The organism is Tateyamaria rhodophyticola (assembly GCF_047777875.1).
Taxonomy (GTDB): domain Bacteria; phylum Pseudomonadota; class Alphaproteobacteria; order Rhodobacterales; family Rhodobacteraceae; genus Tateyamaria.
Map to the genome: position 1 here is coordinate 2,787,452 of NZ_CP180519.1, position 13,905 is coordinate 2,801,356.

14 protein-coding genes are annotated in these 13,905 nt (G+C 63.9%); 2 read left to right on the forward strand and 12 right to left on the reverse strand.

Annotated elements, in window-relative coordinates:
• Window positions 1–5: 5 nt before the first annotated feature.
• The 9 genes from ureC to ACERHN_RS15255 form a co-directional block, all read right to left on the reverse strand.
• Window positions 6–1,766 (reverse strand): urease subunit alpha, encoded by a 1,761-nt coding sequence (ureC, locus tag ACERHN_RS15215; RefSeq protein ID WP_415919868.1) that lies wholly within the window; start codon window positions 1,764–1,766, stop codon window positions 6–8.
• A 56-nt stretch (window positions 1,767–1,822) separates the two neighbouring features.
• Window positions 1,823–2,212 carry a lysozyme inhibitor LprI family protein gene (locus tag ACERHN_RS15220; RefSeq protein ID WP_415919869.1) on the reverse strand — a complete coding sequence of 130 codons (390 nt, stop codon included), beginning with the start codon at window positions 2,210–2,212 and terminating at the stop codon, window positions 1,823–1,825.
• Window positions 2,212–2,517, reverse strand: a complete 306-nt coding sequence (locus ACERHN_RS15225) for an urease subunit beta (protein ID WP_415919870.1) — start codon at window positions 2,515–2,517, stop codon at window positions 2,212–2,214. The genes ACERHN_RS15220 and ACERHN_RS15225 overlap by 1 nt, the downstream gene beginning before the upstream one ends.
• A 63-nt stretch (window positions 2,518–2,580) precedes the next feature.
• Window positions 2,581–2,883 carry an urease subunit gamma gene (locus tag ACERHN_RS15230; protein ID WP_415919871.1) on the reverse strand — a complete coding sequence of 101 codons (303 nt, stop codon included), beginning with the start codon at window positions 2,881–2,883 and terminating at the stop codon, window positions 2,581–2,583.
• A gap of 3 nt (window positions 2,884–2,886) precedes the next feature.
• Window positions 2,887–3,717, reverse strand: a complete 831-nt coding sequence (locus ACERHN_RS15235) for an urease accessory protein UreD (RefSeq protein WP_415919872.1) — start codon at window positions 3,715–3,717, stop codon at window positions 2,887–2,889.
• Window positions 3,718–3,794: 77 nt separating this feature from the next.
• Window positions 3,795–4,544 (reverse strand): precorrin-6A synthase (deacetylating), encoded by a 750-nt coding sequence (cobF, locus tag ACERHN_RS15240; protein WP_415919873.1) that lies wholly within the window; start codon window positions 4,542–4,544, stop codon window positions 3,795–3,797.
• Window positions 4,545–4,594: 50 nt separating this feature from the next.
• Window positions 4,595–5,350: an SDR family oxidoreductase gene (locus tag ACERHN_RS15245; RefSeq protein ID WP_415919874.1), complete on the reverse strand. Its 756-nt coding sequence runs from the start codon at window positions 5,348–5,350 to the stop codon at window positions 4,595–4,597.
• A 3-nt stretch (window positions 5,351–5,353) separates the two neighbouring features.
• Window positions 5,354–6,385, reverse strand: coding sequence for a zinc-dependent alcohol dehydrogenase (locus ACERHN_RS15250; protein WP_415919875.1), 1,032 nt, complete (start codon window positions 6,383–6,385; stop codon window positions 5,354–5,356).
• Window positions 6,378–7,490, reverse strand: coding sequence for a mandelate racemase/muconate lactonizing enzyme family protein (locus ACERHN_RS15255; protein ID WP_415919876.1), 1,113 nt, complete (start codon window positions 7,488–7,490; stop codon window positions 6,378–6,380). Before ACERHN_RS15255 ends, ACERHN_RS15250 begins: the two co-directional genes overlap by 8 nt.
• Before the next feature lie 169 nt (window positions 7,491–7,659).
• On the opposite strand from ACERHN_RS15255, the gene ACERHN_RS15260 reads away from it, so the two are divergent.
• Both ACERHN_RS15260 and ACERHN_RS15265 read left to right on the forward strand, forming a co-directional pair.
• A complete protein-coding gene (locus tag ACERHN_RS15260) occupies window positions 7,660–9,381 on the forward strand; it encodes an AMP-binding protein (RefSeq protein ID WP_415919877.1) in 1,722 nt (573 codons plus the stop codon).
• Window positions 9,382–9,385: 4 nt separating this feature from the next.
• Window positions 9,386–10,267, forward strand: a complete 882-nt coding sequence (locus ACERHN_RS15265) for a bile acid:sodium symporter family protein (RefSeq protein ID WP_415919878.1) — start codon at window positions 9,386–9,388, stop codon at window positions 10,265–10,267.
• Between the two features lie 18 nt (window positions 10,268–10,285).
• On the opposite strand, the gene ACERHN_RS15270 is transcribed toward ACERHN_RS15265, so the two are convergent.
• Genes ACERHN_RS15270 through ACERHN_RS15280 form a run of 3 tightly spaced genes read right to left on the reverse strand, consistent with a single transcriptional unit; the run spans window position 10,286 to window position 13,890 of the window.
• The gene (locus ACERHN_RS15270; protein WP_415919879.1) at window positions 10,286–11,653 is read right to left on the reverse strand and encodes an aminotransferase class III-fold pyridoxal phosphate-dependent enzyme; all 1,368 of its coding nucleotides are present in this window, start codon (window positions 11,651–11,653) and stop codon (window positions 10,286–10,288) included.
• A 21-nt stretch (window positions 11,654–11,674) separates the two neighbouring features.
• The gene (locus ACERHN_RS15275; protein WP_415919880.1) at window positions 11,675–12,778 is read right to left on the reverse strand and encodes a mandelate racemase/muconate lactonizing enzyme family protein; all 1,104 of its coding nucleotides are present in this window, start codon (window positions 12,776–12,778) and stop codon (window positions 11,675–11,677) included.
• Window positions 12,775–13,890: a mandelate racemase/muconate lactonizing enzyme family protein gene (locus tag ACERHN_RS15280; RefSeq protein ID WP_415919881.1), complete on the reverse strand. Its 1,116-nt coding sequence runs from the start codon at window positions 13,888–13,890 to the stop codon at window positions 12,775–12,777. The genes ACERHN_RS15275 and ACERHN_RS15280 overlap by 4 nt, the downstream gene beginning before the upstream one ends.
• Window positions 13,891–13,905 lie beyond the last annotated feature (15 nt).

Sequence of the window (13,905 nt, forward strand, 5' to 3'; positions counted from 1 at the left end):
CTAGGCTAAAACAAAAAATACCGCTGCGCCATGGGCAGCACCTCCGCCGGTTCACAGGTCAGCAATTCGCCATCTGCGCGCACTTCGTATGTCTCCGGGTGCACCTCGACATGTGGCATCGCGTCGTTCAGCTTGAGGTCCTTCTTGCCGATGTCGCGGGTGTTCTGCACCGCCACCGTATCCTTGGCCAGCCCAAGTGACGCACCGATCCCCTCGGCCTGCGCCGCTGCCGACACAAACGTCACGGCTGACCGCTCCACCGACCGGCCATATGCGCCGAACATCGGGCGGGTATAGACGGGCTGCGGCGTCGGGATGGAGGCGTTCGGATCGCCCATCTGCGCGCAAGCGATGGTGCCGCCCAACAGCACCATCTCGGGCTTCACCCCGAAAAACGCAGTGTTCCACAGGCACAGATCGGCCCGCTTGCCCACTTCGATACTGCCAATCTCGTGGCTGATCCCATGCGCAATCGCCGGGTTGATCGTGTATTTCGCAATGTAGCGCCGGACGCGCATATTGTCGTTGTCGCCCGTCTCCTCCGGCAAACGGCCGCGCTGCTTTTTCATCTTATCCGCAGTTTGCCAGGTGCGGATGAGCACCTCGCCCACCCGGCCCATGGCCTGACTGTCGGATGCGATGATCGAAAACGCGCCCATGTCGTGCAGGATGTCTTCGGCGGCGATGGTCTCGCGCCGGATCCGCGATTCCGCGAATGCCACGTCCTCGGGGATCGACTTGTCGAGGTGGTGGCAGACCATCAGCATGTCCAGATGCTCTTCGAGCGTGTTCACGGTAAAGGGGCGCGTGGGGTTGGTGGAGGAGGGGAGCACATGCGCCTCCCCGCAAATCTTGATGATGTCCGGTGCGTGCCCGCCGCCTGCGCCTTCGGTGTGAAAGGCGTGGATCGTGCGGCCCTTCATGGCCGCTACGGTGTTCTCGACAAAGCCGGACTCATTGAGCGTATCGGTATGGATCATCACCTGCACGTCCATATCGTCGGCCACGGACAGGCAGCAATCGATTGCCCCCGGGGTGGTGCCCCAGTCCTCATGCAGTTTCATCGCACAAGCGCCTGCTTTCACCTGCTCCTCCAGCGCGGCAGGCAAAGACGCATTACCCTTGCCCGCAAAGGCGAGGTTCATCGGAAACGCATCCGCGGCCTGCAACATCCGCCCCAGGTGCCACGGCCCCGGCGTCACAGTGGTGGCCAGCGTGCCATGGGCGGGTCCCGTGCCACCGCCGAGCATGGTCGTGAGGCCCGAATGCAGCGCATCCTCGATCTGTTGCGGGCAGATAAAGTGGATATGGCTGTCAAAACCGCCTGCGGTCAGGATCTTGCCTTCGCCCGCGATCGCCTCGGTGCCCGGCCCGATGATGATGTCGACCCCCGGTTGCGTGTCGGGGTTACCGGCCTTGCCGATGGCGGCAATGCGCCCGTCCTTCAGCCCCACATCCGCCTTGTAGATGCCCGTCCAGTCGACAATCAGCGCGTTGGTGATCACCGTATCGACCGCGCCCGCCGCCCGGGTGACTTGCGATTGTCCCATGCCGTCGCGGATGACCTTGCCACCGCCAAACTTGACCTCTTCGCCATAGAGCATGGCGTTGTCGCCACTGCCGCCGGTTGCAGCGGCCCCTGCGGCTTCGGCACCAAGGTCGCGTTCAACTTCGATGATCAGGTCCGTATCGGCAAGGCGCACCTTGTCCCCTACGGTGGGTCCGAACATGGCGGCATAGTCGCGGCGCGAAATGGTTGTGGGCATATGCTGTTACTCCGCGAAAAATTCACTGCGTCTCTGTTGGACCTGTGGCAGGTGCATCAGTTCACCTCACCATAAAACCGCAAATCCTCGGTCCGTGCGCGCGTCAGGCGTTCCATGCACATCAGGAACAGCTGGTTCTGCATCGACCCGCCGCGGGCCAAAGTGCTCTCGGCAGAGCACGCCGCATCGCGAAACGGGATCCACGCGCGCTGTGCGTCGCGCATCAGATCGGCGTTGGAGGGTGTTTGCGGGTCATGACTGTCCAGCGCGCGGGCCTGGTCCATCGCCATGCGATAGGCGAGGTTCAGATCCCCGTCCGCCGCCTCATAGGCTTGCCCGGCGCAAAACGTCATCTCGACCTGATTGACGGGTGCCGCGCAATTGACGCTCTGTGCCATGGCGCCCGCGGGCGTGCACATCGCAACGAGAAGAGCCGCGCGTTTCATCACAGATCCCCCATGACCTGCTGATTGAACCCGTAGACCCGGCGCGCGCCGCTGATCGGGATCAGCTGCACATCACGCGCCTGACCCGGTTCAAACCGCACGGCCGTGCCCGCCGCAATATCAAGCCGCATGCCCCGCGCCGCGTCCCTGTCAAAATCCAGCGCCGCATTCGCCTCGCCGAAATGATAGTGGCTGCCGACCTGTACCGGCCGGTCGCCCGTATTGGACACGTGCAAGGTGATCGCCGCGCCATCTGTGTTGAGCGATATGTCGCCCTCTGCCGGAAACACTTCCCCCGGGATCATCGCGCTGTCCTCCCCAACTTCATCTCGCAAAATAAACTCAAATCCGACATAGGCTGACCTGCGCTACCGTATGGGGTTGTGCACTGTGACCAGCTTGGTTCCGTCCGGAAACGTGGCCTCGACCTGTACGTCGTGGATCATCTCCGGCACGCCGTCCATGCACTGATCCCGCGTGATCACCTGCGCCCCGGCCTCCATCATCTCCGCCACGGAACGACCGTCGCGCGCCCCTTCGACCACCGCGTCCGTGATGAGCGCTATCGCTTCGGGGTGGTTCAGCTTGACGCCGCGCGCCAGCCGCTTGCGCGCCACCTCGGCGGCCATCGCGATCAGCAATTTGTCCTTTTCACGCGGGGTGAGTTGCATGGCTCATAGTCTCCAGCACAGGGGCAGATGTCCGCCCGTCAAATGATCGAGGATCGGCAAAAGGTCTTTGCGCAGGGCGTACCCGGATGCGGCCAGCAACCGCATCACCAGCACATCGTCGGCGCGCAGGCTCACGCCGCCGGTCGGTCCCAGCATGCCGCGCAGCGCGTCCCGCTGTGCCTCGGCATCCGGTGCCACATAGGTCAGGCTGACCATCGCACGCGCGCCACCGCCCGTGGCCGTGCGGTCCAGCGTTTGTCCAAGGTCACCCGTCATGCGCCAGGTATCGCGCACCAGCGGTGCGCCGTTCCGGGTGATCTCAATCCGGTCGGACATCGTGCCGGTGATGCTGTCTTCGCCCATGGCCAGACGTCCGAAACAGATCGGCTCCACGATCAGCGCGCGCGCACCATCCGACAGCGCGCATGTCAGGCGGCGCGTCATCGCACAGCCGTCAAACAAAAGCGTTTCCTGCGGCAGCCACCACAAGGTTGCTCCGCCTGCGACCTTGAGATCCGTCGCAACGCGCCCCGTCTCGCCATCCAGCGCGCGGTAGGCGCGTTCGCAGGCCTGCGTGGTCAGCGTCAGGTGTGTGCCTTCTCCTGCTGTGGCCGCATAGTCAAAGCGGTCACCGCCCGTCACACCGCCGGATGTGTTCAACAGCACCGCCGTCATGCCGCGGTCCGCGCGGGGAAACACCGCCTTGGCGGCCCCTTGCTGAAAGAGCGCATCGATAACCGTGCCGCGCGGCCCCTGTTTGGTGGTCACACGCACGGACCCGCGGGCGCGCTGGCGCGCGGGCGTCGGTGAGGGGAGAGGGTGAAGCGCCGTCATGTGCCGCGATTGAACACAGGGCCGCCGCCGCTTGCCAGCGCATTCGCAAAGGGGCGCGCAATTTCGCCCCGAACTGCCTAATTCCTAGGCAGATCGCGAACAGGTCGCAGCAGATACGTATCCATGATCCAACCATGCGCGGCCCGCGCCGCGGCGCGGCGTGCGATGATCCGCGCGCAGACATCCGAGAGACGTCCATGCTCGGTGATCTGCTCTGCCATCCCAAGGTAGGCGCCCCACCATATGTCATACCCGTCCGGGTCCAGATCCTGAAACGCGCAACCACCGTCGAGCATCACCACCAGCGTCTCACAGCCCGCTGGCCAGCCGTGATCGCGCAGCCGTCGGCCCGTCGAGATCGTCACCGGCGCGTTCAGTGTGTTGAGCGGGATGGCGTGCGCCGCTGTCAGCGCCTGAACGGATGTGATCCCGGCGATCACGCGCACTTCGGGGGCAGGGCTCAGCCGCGCAGCAATCCGCAAGGTGCTGTCATAAAGCGACGGGTCGCCCCAGACCAGCAACGCGACATGGCGCACCGCCTGTTGCGCTGCAATCGTGTCGGTCCAGATCCGGGCGATCTCATCGTGCCAGGCGTCCACACGGTCGAGATAGGGCAACGCATCATCCCGGACCGGCATGTTGAAATAGGCGATGTTGGCGTCCGCCCGGACGGCGCCAATGATCTGCGTGCGCAGATCGGCGAGGTCGGATTTCGCTGCCTTGCGCGGGATCAGGAACAGATCGGCCGCGCCAATGACGCGCCGCGCTTCGCCGGTCAGGTGGTCGGGATTGCCGGTGCCGATACCGATGAGGGAAAGCTGGATCATGTGGCGGGATGTAGACGGGGCTGCACCAGATGCACAGCCCTCATTTTACCTCAGCGGCCCATCCAGCCGCCATCGACCGTCAGGATTTCGCCGTGCACATAGCGTGCCGCGTCTGACGCAAGAAACACCGCCGGGCCGCCAAAATCCGCAGGCTCGCCCCAGCGGCCTGCGGGGATCCTTTCAAGGATCGCCTTGGAGCGGTCCGGATCATCCTGCAGCGCCTGCGTGTTGTCCGTGGCAATGTATCCCGGTGCAATGGCGTTCACGTTCACGCCCTTGCCCGCCCATTCATTGGCCAGCGCCTTGGTCAGTTGGCCGATCCCGCCCTTGGACGCGGCATAGCCCGGCACCGTGATCCCGCCCTGAAAGGTCAGGAGCGACGCGGTAAAGATGATCTTGCCCGACCCGCGATTTGCCATCGCGCCACCGACGGCCTTGGACAGGACGAATTGCGCCGACAGGTTCACTTCGATCACCTCATCCCACCAATCGTTGGGATGTTCGGCTGCGGGCGCACGTTTGATCGTGCCTGCGTTGTTGATCAGGATGTCGGGGGCTGTGTCGGCCATCTCGGCGGCAAAGGCGCTGACGGCGGCACGGTCCGAGAAGTCCACCGCGTGGGCGGTAAAGCTGCGGCCCATGCCGGTCACGGCCTGCTCCACCTCGGAGCTGGGGGCGAGGGTGGCCGAGACACCGATGATATCGGCACCGGCAGCGGCCAGTGCTTCAGCCATGCCGCGCCCGATGCCGCGTTTGGCGCCGGTCACAAGGGCGGTTTTGCCGCTAAGGTCGAACATGTGCGTCATGGGTTATCCCGATATCTTGATGAGTGTTTTGAGCGCGGTGGGCGAGCGGTCGAGCGCCTCGAACGCGGCCTGAATGTCCGACAGGGGGGCGACGTCCGTGATCACGGTATCAGCGTCAATACCGCCGCCCGCGATGATGCCGATGGCCTGTTCATAATCCTCGGGTTCATAGACCCGCGCGCCGATCAGCTTCAACTCGCGCCAGAAGAACTGGAAGAGGTCGATGGTCGGCTTTTGCGCATGGATCGCCACCATGACGATACGGGCGCGTGTGGCGGCCACGGCTGTCATGGCGTCCACGCCCGGTTGGGTGCCCGACACTTCGAACACCACGTCAGCGCCCTTGCCGCCTGTGCGGGTGTTGATTTCGGCCCCGAGGTCGGTTTCGGCCGGGTTGATCGTGTCAAAGCCAAGCTTTTGCGCTATCGCCAGCCGGTGCGGGTTCACCTCGGACAACACGACTTTGCCACCTGCGTCGCGGGCGACCATGGCCACGAGCACCCCGATGGGGCCGCCACCGATCACCACGACATCCTCGCCCGGCTGCAAATCCGACAGACGCACGTCGTGACACGCCACGGCGACGGGTTCGATCAGTGCTGCGTGGTCCATGCGCATGTCGTCCGGCAGGGTGTGGATCGTGTGCGCGGGCACGACCCAGATTTCCTGCATCGCGCCATGGGTGTCGAGGCCGAGGAATTTCAGGTTGTGGCTGACATGGGGATAGCCCGCCTTGCTGGCGGGACAATCGAGGTCGGGATCAAGCGGGCGCACCACGACCTTCTGACCCGGCGCAAAGCCGTCGACGCCATCGCCTACCGCATCGATGTAACCGGACATCTCATGGCCAATCACCCGCTCGAACCCAACGCGAGCGTCCATGTTGCCGTGGAACACGTGCATGTCTGTCCCGCAGATCCCGCAATAGGCCACGCGCACCGCGACCTCGCCCGGTCCGGGTGTTTGTGCCGTGGTCTGTTCCACGCTAAAGCTCTTGTTGCCGCGATAAAACGCGGCGGTGATGGTGTCAGCCATGGGCACTCTCGTCATGTTCAGCGTTCAGTTTGTCCCAGTCAAAGACGACGCCAGTGCCGGGGGTGTCGGGGGCCACGGCCATGTGATCCTCGATCACGAGGGGCCGGGTTGTGTAGGTGTCGATGGGAAAGGAGTGGACCTCCATCCAGCCTGCATGCGCCTGTGAAGCCATGAGGCTCACATGCAGTTCCTGCATCCCGTGCGAGCAGACGGGGATGCCGTGTTCCTTTGACATCGCGGCCACCTGCAACCAGCCAGTTATGCCGCCGCAATTGGAGGCGTCCGGTTGGATAAAGCTGAGCCGCGCATCGTCAAAGGCATATTCAAACTCATGGATCGTGTGCAGGTTCTCACCCATTGCGAGCGGTATGCCGGTGGCCTCGGCAATGCGGCCATAGCCTTTGTAGTCGTCCGGGATTGTGGGTTCCTCGAACCAGAGCAGATCATAGGGTTTGAAAGCGTTGGCCGCCTCAATCGCCTGATCGACGCTCATCCCGTAATTGGCATCCACCATGAAGGCGATATCGGGGCCGATCATCTCGCGGATCGCCTTGATGCGCGCCACGTCCTCGGCCAGCGTTGGCTGTCCGATCTTGATCTTCACCCCGTTGTGGCCCCGGTCAAGATAGCCTTGGATCGACGCGAGCAGTTTGGGCAGGGGAAAGTTGAGGTCAATGCCCCCCGCATACGCCTTCGTCCGGTCGGACGCACCGCCCGCCATCCGGACCAGCGATTGCCCGCGCGCCTTGCCGCGCAGATCCCAGAGCGCGATGTCCACCGCCGAGATCGCGAAACTTGCCACGCCGCCGCGCGCCACGTAATGCACATGCCACTGCATCGCGTCGTAAAGCGCCTCGACATCATCCGCATCACGGCCCAGTAAAAACGGCGCAAGGTCGTGGTCAATCATCGCCTTGATCGCGTGCCCGCCCTTGCCGCCGGTATAGGTATAGCCGGTGCCCGTGCTGCCATCAGCCAATGTCACCGTCGCGGTAATCAACTCGAAATGCGTGTGATCCCCGTGCTTTGCGTCGCTCAGCACCTCAGCAAGCGGCAGGTTGAACCGGCACGCGTCGATGCGTGCGATGGCGCGTGGGCCTGTCATGCGGTGGTGTCCTCCCCTGCGCGTTTGCGCGTGCCGGCACCGTATCCGCAGCCCCTGTGCTGCGTCAACGCACCCATTTGTGCCGCAGCGTCAGGCACAAGGCGCATTTCACATGGCCACGGTCTCGCTTAGGGTGCAGGATCACCGCAAGAGACAGGGAGGGTTTCGCATGGTGCAGTCTGATCGGCCTTGGCAGGCGTTTTACGGACCGGGCGTGCGCCCGGATATCGGAACGTCATCCTACAGGAACCTGCCCGAACTTATCGGGTCCGTTGCAGAGACCTATAACAAGGCCAAGGCGTTTACCTGCGTTCTGCCCAACGGCATGAATGGCACGCTGACCTTTGCCCAAGCCGACGAGATGTCGGATGCGCTGGCGGTGTATCTGCGCGAGGTTGCGGGGCTCAATGCCGGCGACCGGGTCGCGGTGCAGATGCCCAACTCGCTCAGCTTTCCTGTCGCGGCCTTCGGGATTTTCAAGGCGGGCTGCGTGCTGGTCAATGTGAACCCGCTGTATACTGCGGACGAGATGGCCAAGCAGTTCGAGGATGCCGAACCGCATGCGCTGATCATCGCGGACATGTTCGCGGACAAGGTCCCCGCCGCCACCCGTGGCCACCCGATCCCGAACGTGATCGTGACCCGCGTCGCCGAATTCCTGCCCGCGATGCCGCGCGGCATTGTCGGACTGGTGCAGAAGTACTGGGACCGGTCCGTGAAACCGGTCGAGATGGCCCATGTGCGCCTGCCAGAGGCGCTGAAGGCCGGGCGCAACCATATCAAGACGGACCGGGTGGAGGTCGAGGCCTATCACCAAAATATCGGCCATGATGATCTGGCCGTGTTGCAATATACCGGCGGCACCACCGGGGTCGCAAAGGGCGCGATGCTGACCCATGGCAACCTGATCCTGAACATGGAACAGGCGATGGAACTGCTGGCGGGCGACATGGAAAAGGGGGCGGAGGTGATCCTGACCGCGCTGCCGCTTTACCATATCTTTGCGTTCACGGTGAACATGCTGTCGTTCTACTGGCTGGGCGCGCGCAACATCCTGATCCCGAACCCGCGCCCGCTGAGCAATGTCAAACGCGCGTTTGAAAACTACAAGATCACGTGGATCAGCGGCGTGAACACCCTGTTCAATGCGCTCTGCAACGAACAATGGTTCCTCGACAGCCCGCCCAAGCATCTCAAATTCGCGGGCGCTGGCGGGATGGCGCTGCAATCGTCGGTGGCCAAGCGCTGGCGCGAGGTGACGGGGACGGAAGTGGTCCAGGGCTACGGCCTGACCGAGACATCGCCCGTCATCACGTTCGAGCCCTTGGGCAAGGCACGCGAAGGTACGATTGGCATTCCGGTGCCGTCCACGGATGTGGCCTGCTTTGCCGATGATGGCACGCAGCTGGCCATCGGTGAGACCGGAGAGATTGGCGCACGCGGCCCGCAGATCATGCAGGGGTACTGGAAGAAACCGGACGAGACCGAAAAGGTCATGAACGGTGAGTATTTCCTGACCGGTGATATCGGGGTGATGGACCCCGACGGGTACATCCGCATCGTGGATCGCAAGAAAGACATGGTGGTTGTGTCCGGCTTCAACGTCTACCCGAACGAGGTCGAGGACGTGCTGGCCGCCCATCCCGGTGTGACCGAGGCCGCCGTGATCGGCGTGCCGGACGACGCCACCGGCGAGGCGGTCAAGGCGTTCATCGTCAAGGGCGACCCGAGCGTCACCGAGGATCAGGTGCGCGCCTACTGCAAGGAACACCTGACCGCGTACAAGGTGCCCAAACGGGTCGAATTCCGCGACGAGCTGCCGAAATCCAATGTCGGCAAAATCCTGAGAAAAGACCTGCGCGCCGAAGCGCTGGCGCAAGCGGCGGAGTAGAGCAATGGTTGATGAGTTCACACAAACGCTGCTTGGCATCATGGTCGCGGTCATCATGCTGGGCATGGGGGCGTCGCTGACGCCACGCGATTTCTACCTCGCGCTGCGCAGGCCCTATGGCCTCGCCATCGGGGTGGTCAGCCAATACGGCATCATGCCGTTTCTGGGCTTCATGCTGGCGCTGGTGCTGTCCGTGCCGGAGACGATCGCGGTTGGTATCCTGATCATGGCGTGTATGCCGGGGGGGACGACGTCCAACATCTTTACGTATTTCTCCAAGGGCAATCTGGCGCTTTCGGTTCTGATGACGGTGACGTCGACCGTGTTCGGCGTCGTGCTGATTCCGCTGATTCTGCTGCTTTATGCGGCCGCACTTGATCTTGAGATCCCGCGCGAGGACATCATCGCGGTGCTGATCGTGCTGCTGGTGCCGGTGGCCATTGGCATGACCCTGCGCAAGCTGAACCCGAATGCGGGGGCGGTGATGGAGTTTCTGGGTTCGATCCTCGGGGCGTTCTTCATCGTGTTCATCGCGGTGACGTGGATTCCGCAGAACTGGCAGTTCCTGCTGAACACAACCGGGGCCACTTACATCGCATCCATCGGGCTGGGCGTGGTGGGCATCACCATCGGCTATTTCTTTGCCACGTCGCTCAAGCTGCACCCGCGCAACGCGCGCACCGTTGCGCTTGAGACCGGCATTCAGAACGGCCCGCTGGCGATTGCCATCGTCGTCTTTACCTTTCCGGCCGAACAGCAGCAGGCGATCATGGCGGTGCCTGCGCTTTACTCGCTGTTCATCGTGATGACGTCGACGCTGGTCACATTCGTGTTCCGCCGCGCCAATACCGCGGCCGAGCAAAAGATGCCCGACGGGTTGCTGTAAGGTGTGCGCCGATGCGCTCTATGCCCCGGTATAGAGCGCATCCGCGATATCCAGCGTGCGGTCGAGAATGTCGAGCCCGTGCATCATGTCCTGCTCACTGATGTTGAGCGGCGGTGTCAGCCGGATGACGTTCGAGAAAAACGACAGGTAAAGCCCCGCGTCCATGGCAAGGCGCATCATGTCGCTCATCGGCTTGGCCGCGGCCCCCTTGGCGGCAAAGGGCACAAGCGGGGCGCGCCTGTCCCGGTCCCGCACCAGTTCGATACCGTTGAACATGCCAAGGCCACGAATGTCCCCGATGCACGGATGCTTGTCCGCCAGCCTGTGCAGGGCGACGCGCATCTTTTCCCCCATGGCGGTGGCATGGTTCAGCGTGTCTTCGGCCTGCATTGCGCGGATCGCAGCGATCCCTGACGCGCAGGCCAGCGGGTGCCCGGCATAGGTGAGACCGCCGGGCAGGGGGGTTGTGCGCAGCCAGTCGTGCAGCTCCGTGCTGATCGACATGGTGCCAAGCGGGACATAGCCCGAATTGATCCCCTTGGCCGCCGTGATGATGTCGGGTTCGACGCCCCAGTGATCGACGGCAAACCACTTTCCGGTGCGGCCAAACCCGGCCATCACCTCGTCACAGATCAGCAGGATGCCATGTTTGGTGCACGTCTCGCGGATGGAACGCAAGTATCCGTCCGGCGGGACAATGATGCCATTGGTGCCCACCACCGGTTCGAGGATCACGGCGGCCACGGTGCTGGGGTTTTCGTACATCAACAGCTCTTCGAGATGCGGCCCCCCCCGGCTGACTGGACAGTGGGCGGCATCGCCATGCCCCATCGGGCAACGGTAGCAATAAGGATCGAGCATGCGCACCACGCCCGGCATATCGGCGCGGGTCAGATGGTGGCGCGGATCCCCCGTGAGGCTGAGCGTGCCGCCGGTCGCCCCGTGATAGCTGCGATACCGTGCGATGATCTTGGTGCGCCCGGTAAAGTGGCGGGCCAGCCGGATCGCCGTTTCGTTCGCGGCCGACCCGCCCGTGGTAAAGAAGGTTGAGGTGATGTTGGGGGGCGTGACCTCTGTCATGAGCGCCGCGAGTTCAGAGCGGACATCCGATCCCATGGCGGGCCCGATATAGCACAGCCGGTCGGCCTGATCCTTGATGGCCTGCACGATCTTCGGATGCTGGTGGCCCAAATTGGCGTTCACCAGTTGCGACTGGAAATCGAGATACCGTTTGCCGGTGCTGTCCCAGAACCAGCTGCCTTGCGCCCCGGTGATGACCGGCGGGCGGTTGCCTTGGGTGGACCAGCTTTGCAGGTAGTGGTCCGCGTGCATATCCTGCACCCAGGCGGGATCGTGTGACGGATAGGCATTGCTGAAGTCGTCCATGGCTGATCTCCCGGTGTTGGGTCAGTGAAAGCGAGCCCGCGGCGGGCCCAGGGTGTCGAGATCGGGTGCGACGCCCAGACCCGGACCATTTGGCGGCGCAATGCGCCCGTTCCGCCGCGCAGGGGCGTTCGGGTCAAGGCGTGGCGCGACATAGCCGCTCAGATCGCAGACATTCAAAAGCACGCGCGGCGGTGTCGCCGCGGCCAGATGCAGTGCGCAGGCGGTTGCGATGTCACTGCCCCAGGTGTCTTCGATGCACATGCGGGTGCCGAAATGCACGCACAGATCGCGCAGCTGCCGCATCCGGCTGAGCCCGCCCATTTTGGACAGTTTCAGCGCCACGGCCTGCAGGCAACCGGCCGCCTGCGCCTGCATCAGGCTGGCGGTGTCGTGCACGTTTTCATCCAGCTTCATTGGCAGGCCCGTGGCCTGCGCCACCTGCGTGCATTCCTCGATCGTGCGGCAGGGCTGTTCCAGCATCACGTCGATATCCGCGACACCCCGCGCCACCCGGATCGCGCTCAGCACATCCGCGCCGCAGTTCCAGTCGCCATAGACCAGCGGGCCGGGGCCCACCGCCTCGCGCACCTTGCGCAAGCGGGCCACATCCGCCTCCCAGTTTGCATCAACGCCGAGCTTAGCCTGAAACTGGCGGATGCCGCTGGCATGGGCTTCGGTTGCGATGCGGGCCATCTCCTCCGGTGCGACGCAGGTGATGGAGTGATAAGTGGGCATGTCCCTGGCCTGCCGCCCGCCCAAAAGCGCATGGAGCGGCAGGTTTGCCGCCTGCGCTGTCAGATCCCACAGGGCCATGTCGATGGCTGATTTTGCATACCGGTGGTCGGGCAGGTGCGCATCGAGCCGGTGCATCAACGCTTCGGGTCCGACCGGGTCCGCCCCCAGCAGCAGGGGCGCCAGATGGTCGATGATCGGTTCCACCCCATCGGCAAAAGCCGGCAGGTAGTGCGGGATCGGGCACACCTCGCCCCATCCGCTGTTGCCCGTATCGGTGGTCAGGCGCAGAATGACGGATGTCGTGGTGGCACAGGTCTTGCCCTCCGCCATATAGTAGGTCTCGTGACTGGTCAGCGGGACATGCCACAGGTCGATGGCGGTGATCTTCATGATGCGGCCTCGTACACAGCAACCGGTGGACCCAGGGCGGCGGTGTCGGGCGCGACCCCGAGGCCGGGCGCGGATGGGGGTGTGACATGCCCCCCAAGATTGCGCACGCCCTGACCCGGCACCGGGTCGGTCGCCAGATGGTCATGGCAGAGCCAGCTGGCCAACCGGTTGGCCGCAGGCGTAGACGCCGCAAGATGCAGCGCCGCCGTATCGGCCAGCGCAGACCCCCCGACATCCTCGATATGCATTTGCCACCCGACCGAGACGCCGAAATCGCGGATCTGGCGGGCGCGGGTCAGACCACCGACGCGGTTGGGCTTGACCTTCACCCCCTCGCACGCGTCTTGCCGCCACGCGGCAAGGTGGTCGCCAAAGCTGTGCATGCATTCGTCCAGCATGATCGGGTTGGACACACGCCGCGCCACATGTGCACATTGCTCCAGCGTTTCGCATGGCTGTTCGACCCAGTTGCGCGCGGGCACGGAGTTCAGGACCTGGACCGCGGTGGCAGGCGCCCAGGCCCGGTTGACGTCAAAGGTGACGCTGTGTCCTGCGGGCAGGGCGGCAGAGATGGCGGTGATCCGGTGGATGTCACGGGCGATATCGGTGCCGCCCACCTTGGCCGAATGAACCGTGTACCCCTTGGCCGCCGCCGCTTCGATCCGCGCAACCATGTTGTCCGGCGTGTCGGTGGAGATCGACGAATTGATCAGCACCTGCGCCGCCTCCGCACCGCCCAGCAATTGCCAGAGCGGCAAGCCCGACACCTGCCCGAGGATGTCCCAACAGGCGATATCAACCGGTGACTTGGCATAGGCATGTCCGGGCAGTTGCACGTCCATGATCCGGTTGATGTGATCGACGCTGCGCGGATCCTGCCCGATGAGGGCGGGGGCCAGCGTTTCCAGCCCGGCGCGCAGACCGGGGCCGTGCGCGGGCAGGTACGTGTGGCCCCATGGGCACCCTTCACCCCAGCCGGTGATGCCTGCATCCGTGTCGATTCGCACGAATGTACTGTCCAGCGCCTCGAACTTGAGCCGCCCCCCCGACAGCCAGTAGGGCGCGGACAGGGGCAGATCGACCTGGTACACGGTGATGCGGCTGATCTTCATGGCATTGCTGTCCCA

Coding starts and splice junctions, on each gene's coding strand:
- cobF (WP_415919873.1), bottom strand. CDS start 4,544: ATGATCCAGCTTTCCCTCATCGGTATCGGCACCGGCAATCCCGACCAC.
- ACERHN_RS15255 (WP_415919876.1), bottom strand. CDS start 7,490: ATGACAGGCCCACGCGCCATCGCACGCATCGACGCGTGCCGGTTCAAC.
- ACERHN_RS15265 (WP_415919878.1), top strand. CDS start 9,386: ATGGTTGATGAGTTCACACAAACGCTGCTTGGCATCATGGTCGCGGTC.
- ACERHN_RS15220 (WP_415919869.1), bottom strand. CDS start 2,212: ATGAAACGCGCGGCTCTTCTCGTTGCGATGTGCACGCCCGCGGGCGCC.
- ACERHN_RS15235 (WP_415919872.1), bottom strand. CDS start 3,717: ATGACGGCGCTTCACCCTCTCCCCTCACCGACGCCCGCGCGCCAGCGC.
- ACERHN_RS15260 (WP_415919877.1), top strand. CDS start 7,660: ATGGTGCAGTCTGATCGGCCTTGGCAGGCGTTTTACGGACCGGGCGTG.
- ACERHN_RS15250 (WP_415919875.1), bottom strand. CDS start 6,385: ATGGCTGACACCATCACCGCCGCGTTTTATCGCGGCAACAAGAGCTTT.
- ACERHN_RS15280 (WP_415919881.1), bottom strand. CDS start 13,890: ATGAAGATCAGCCGCATCACCGTGTACCAGGTCGATCTGCCCCTGTCC.
- ACERHN_RS15230 (WP_415919871.1), bottom strand. CDS start 2,883: ATGCAACTCACCCCGCGTGAAAAGGACAAATTGCTGATCGCGATGGCC.
- ureC (WP_415919868.1), bottom strand. CDS start 1,766: ATGCCCACAACCATTTCGCGCCGCGACTATGCCGCCATGTTCGGACCC.
- ACERHN_RS15225 (WP_415919870.1), bottom strand. CDS start 2,517: ATGATCCCGGGGGAAGTGTTTCCGGCAGAGGGCGACATATCGCTCAAC.
- ACERHN_RS15245 (WP_415919874.1), bottom strand. CDS start 5,350: ATGACGCACATGTTCGACCTTAGCGGCAAAACCGCCCTTGTGACCGGC.
- ACERHN_RS15275 (WP_415919880.1), bottom strand. CDS start 12,778: ATGAAGATCACCGCCATCGACCTGTGGCATGTCCCGCTGACCAGTCAC.
- ACERHN_RS15270 (WP_415919879.1), bottom strand. CDS start 11,653: ATGGACGACTTCAGCAATGCCTATCCGTCACACGATCCCGCCTGGGTG.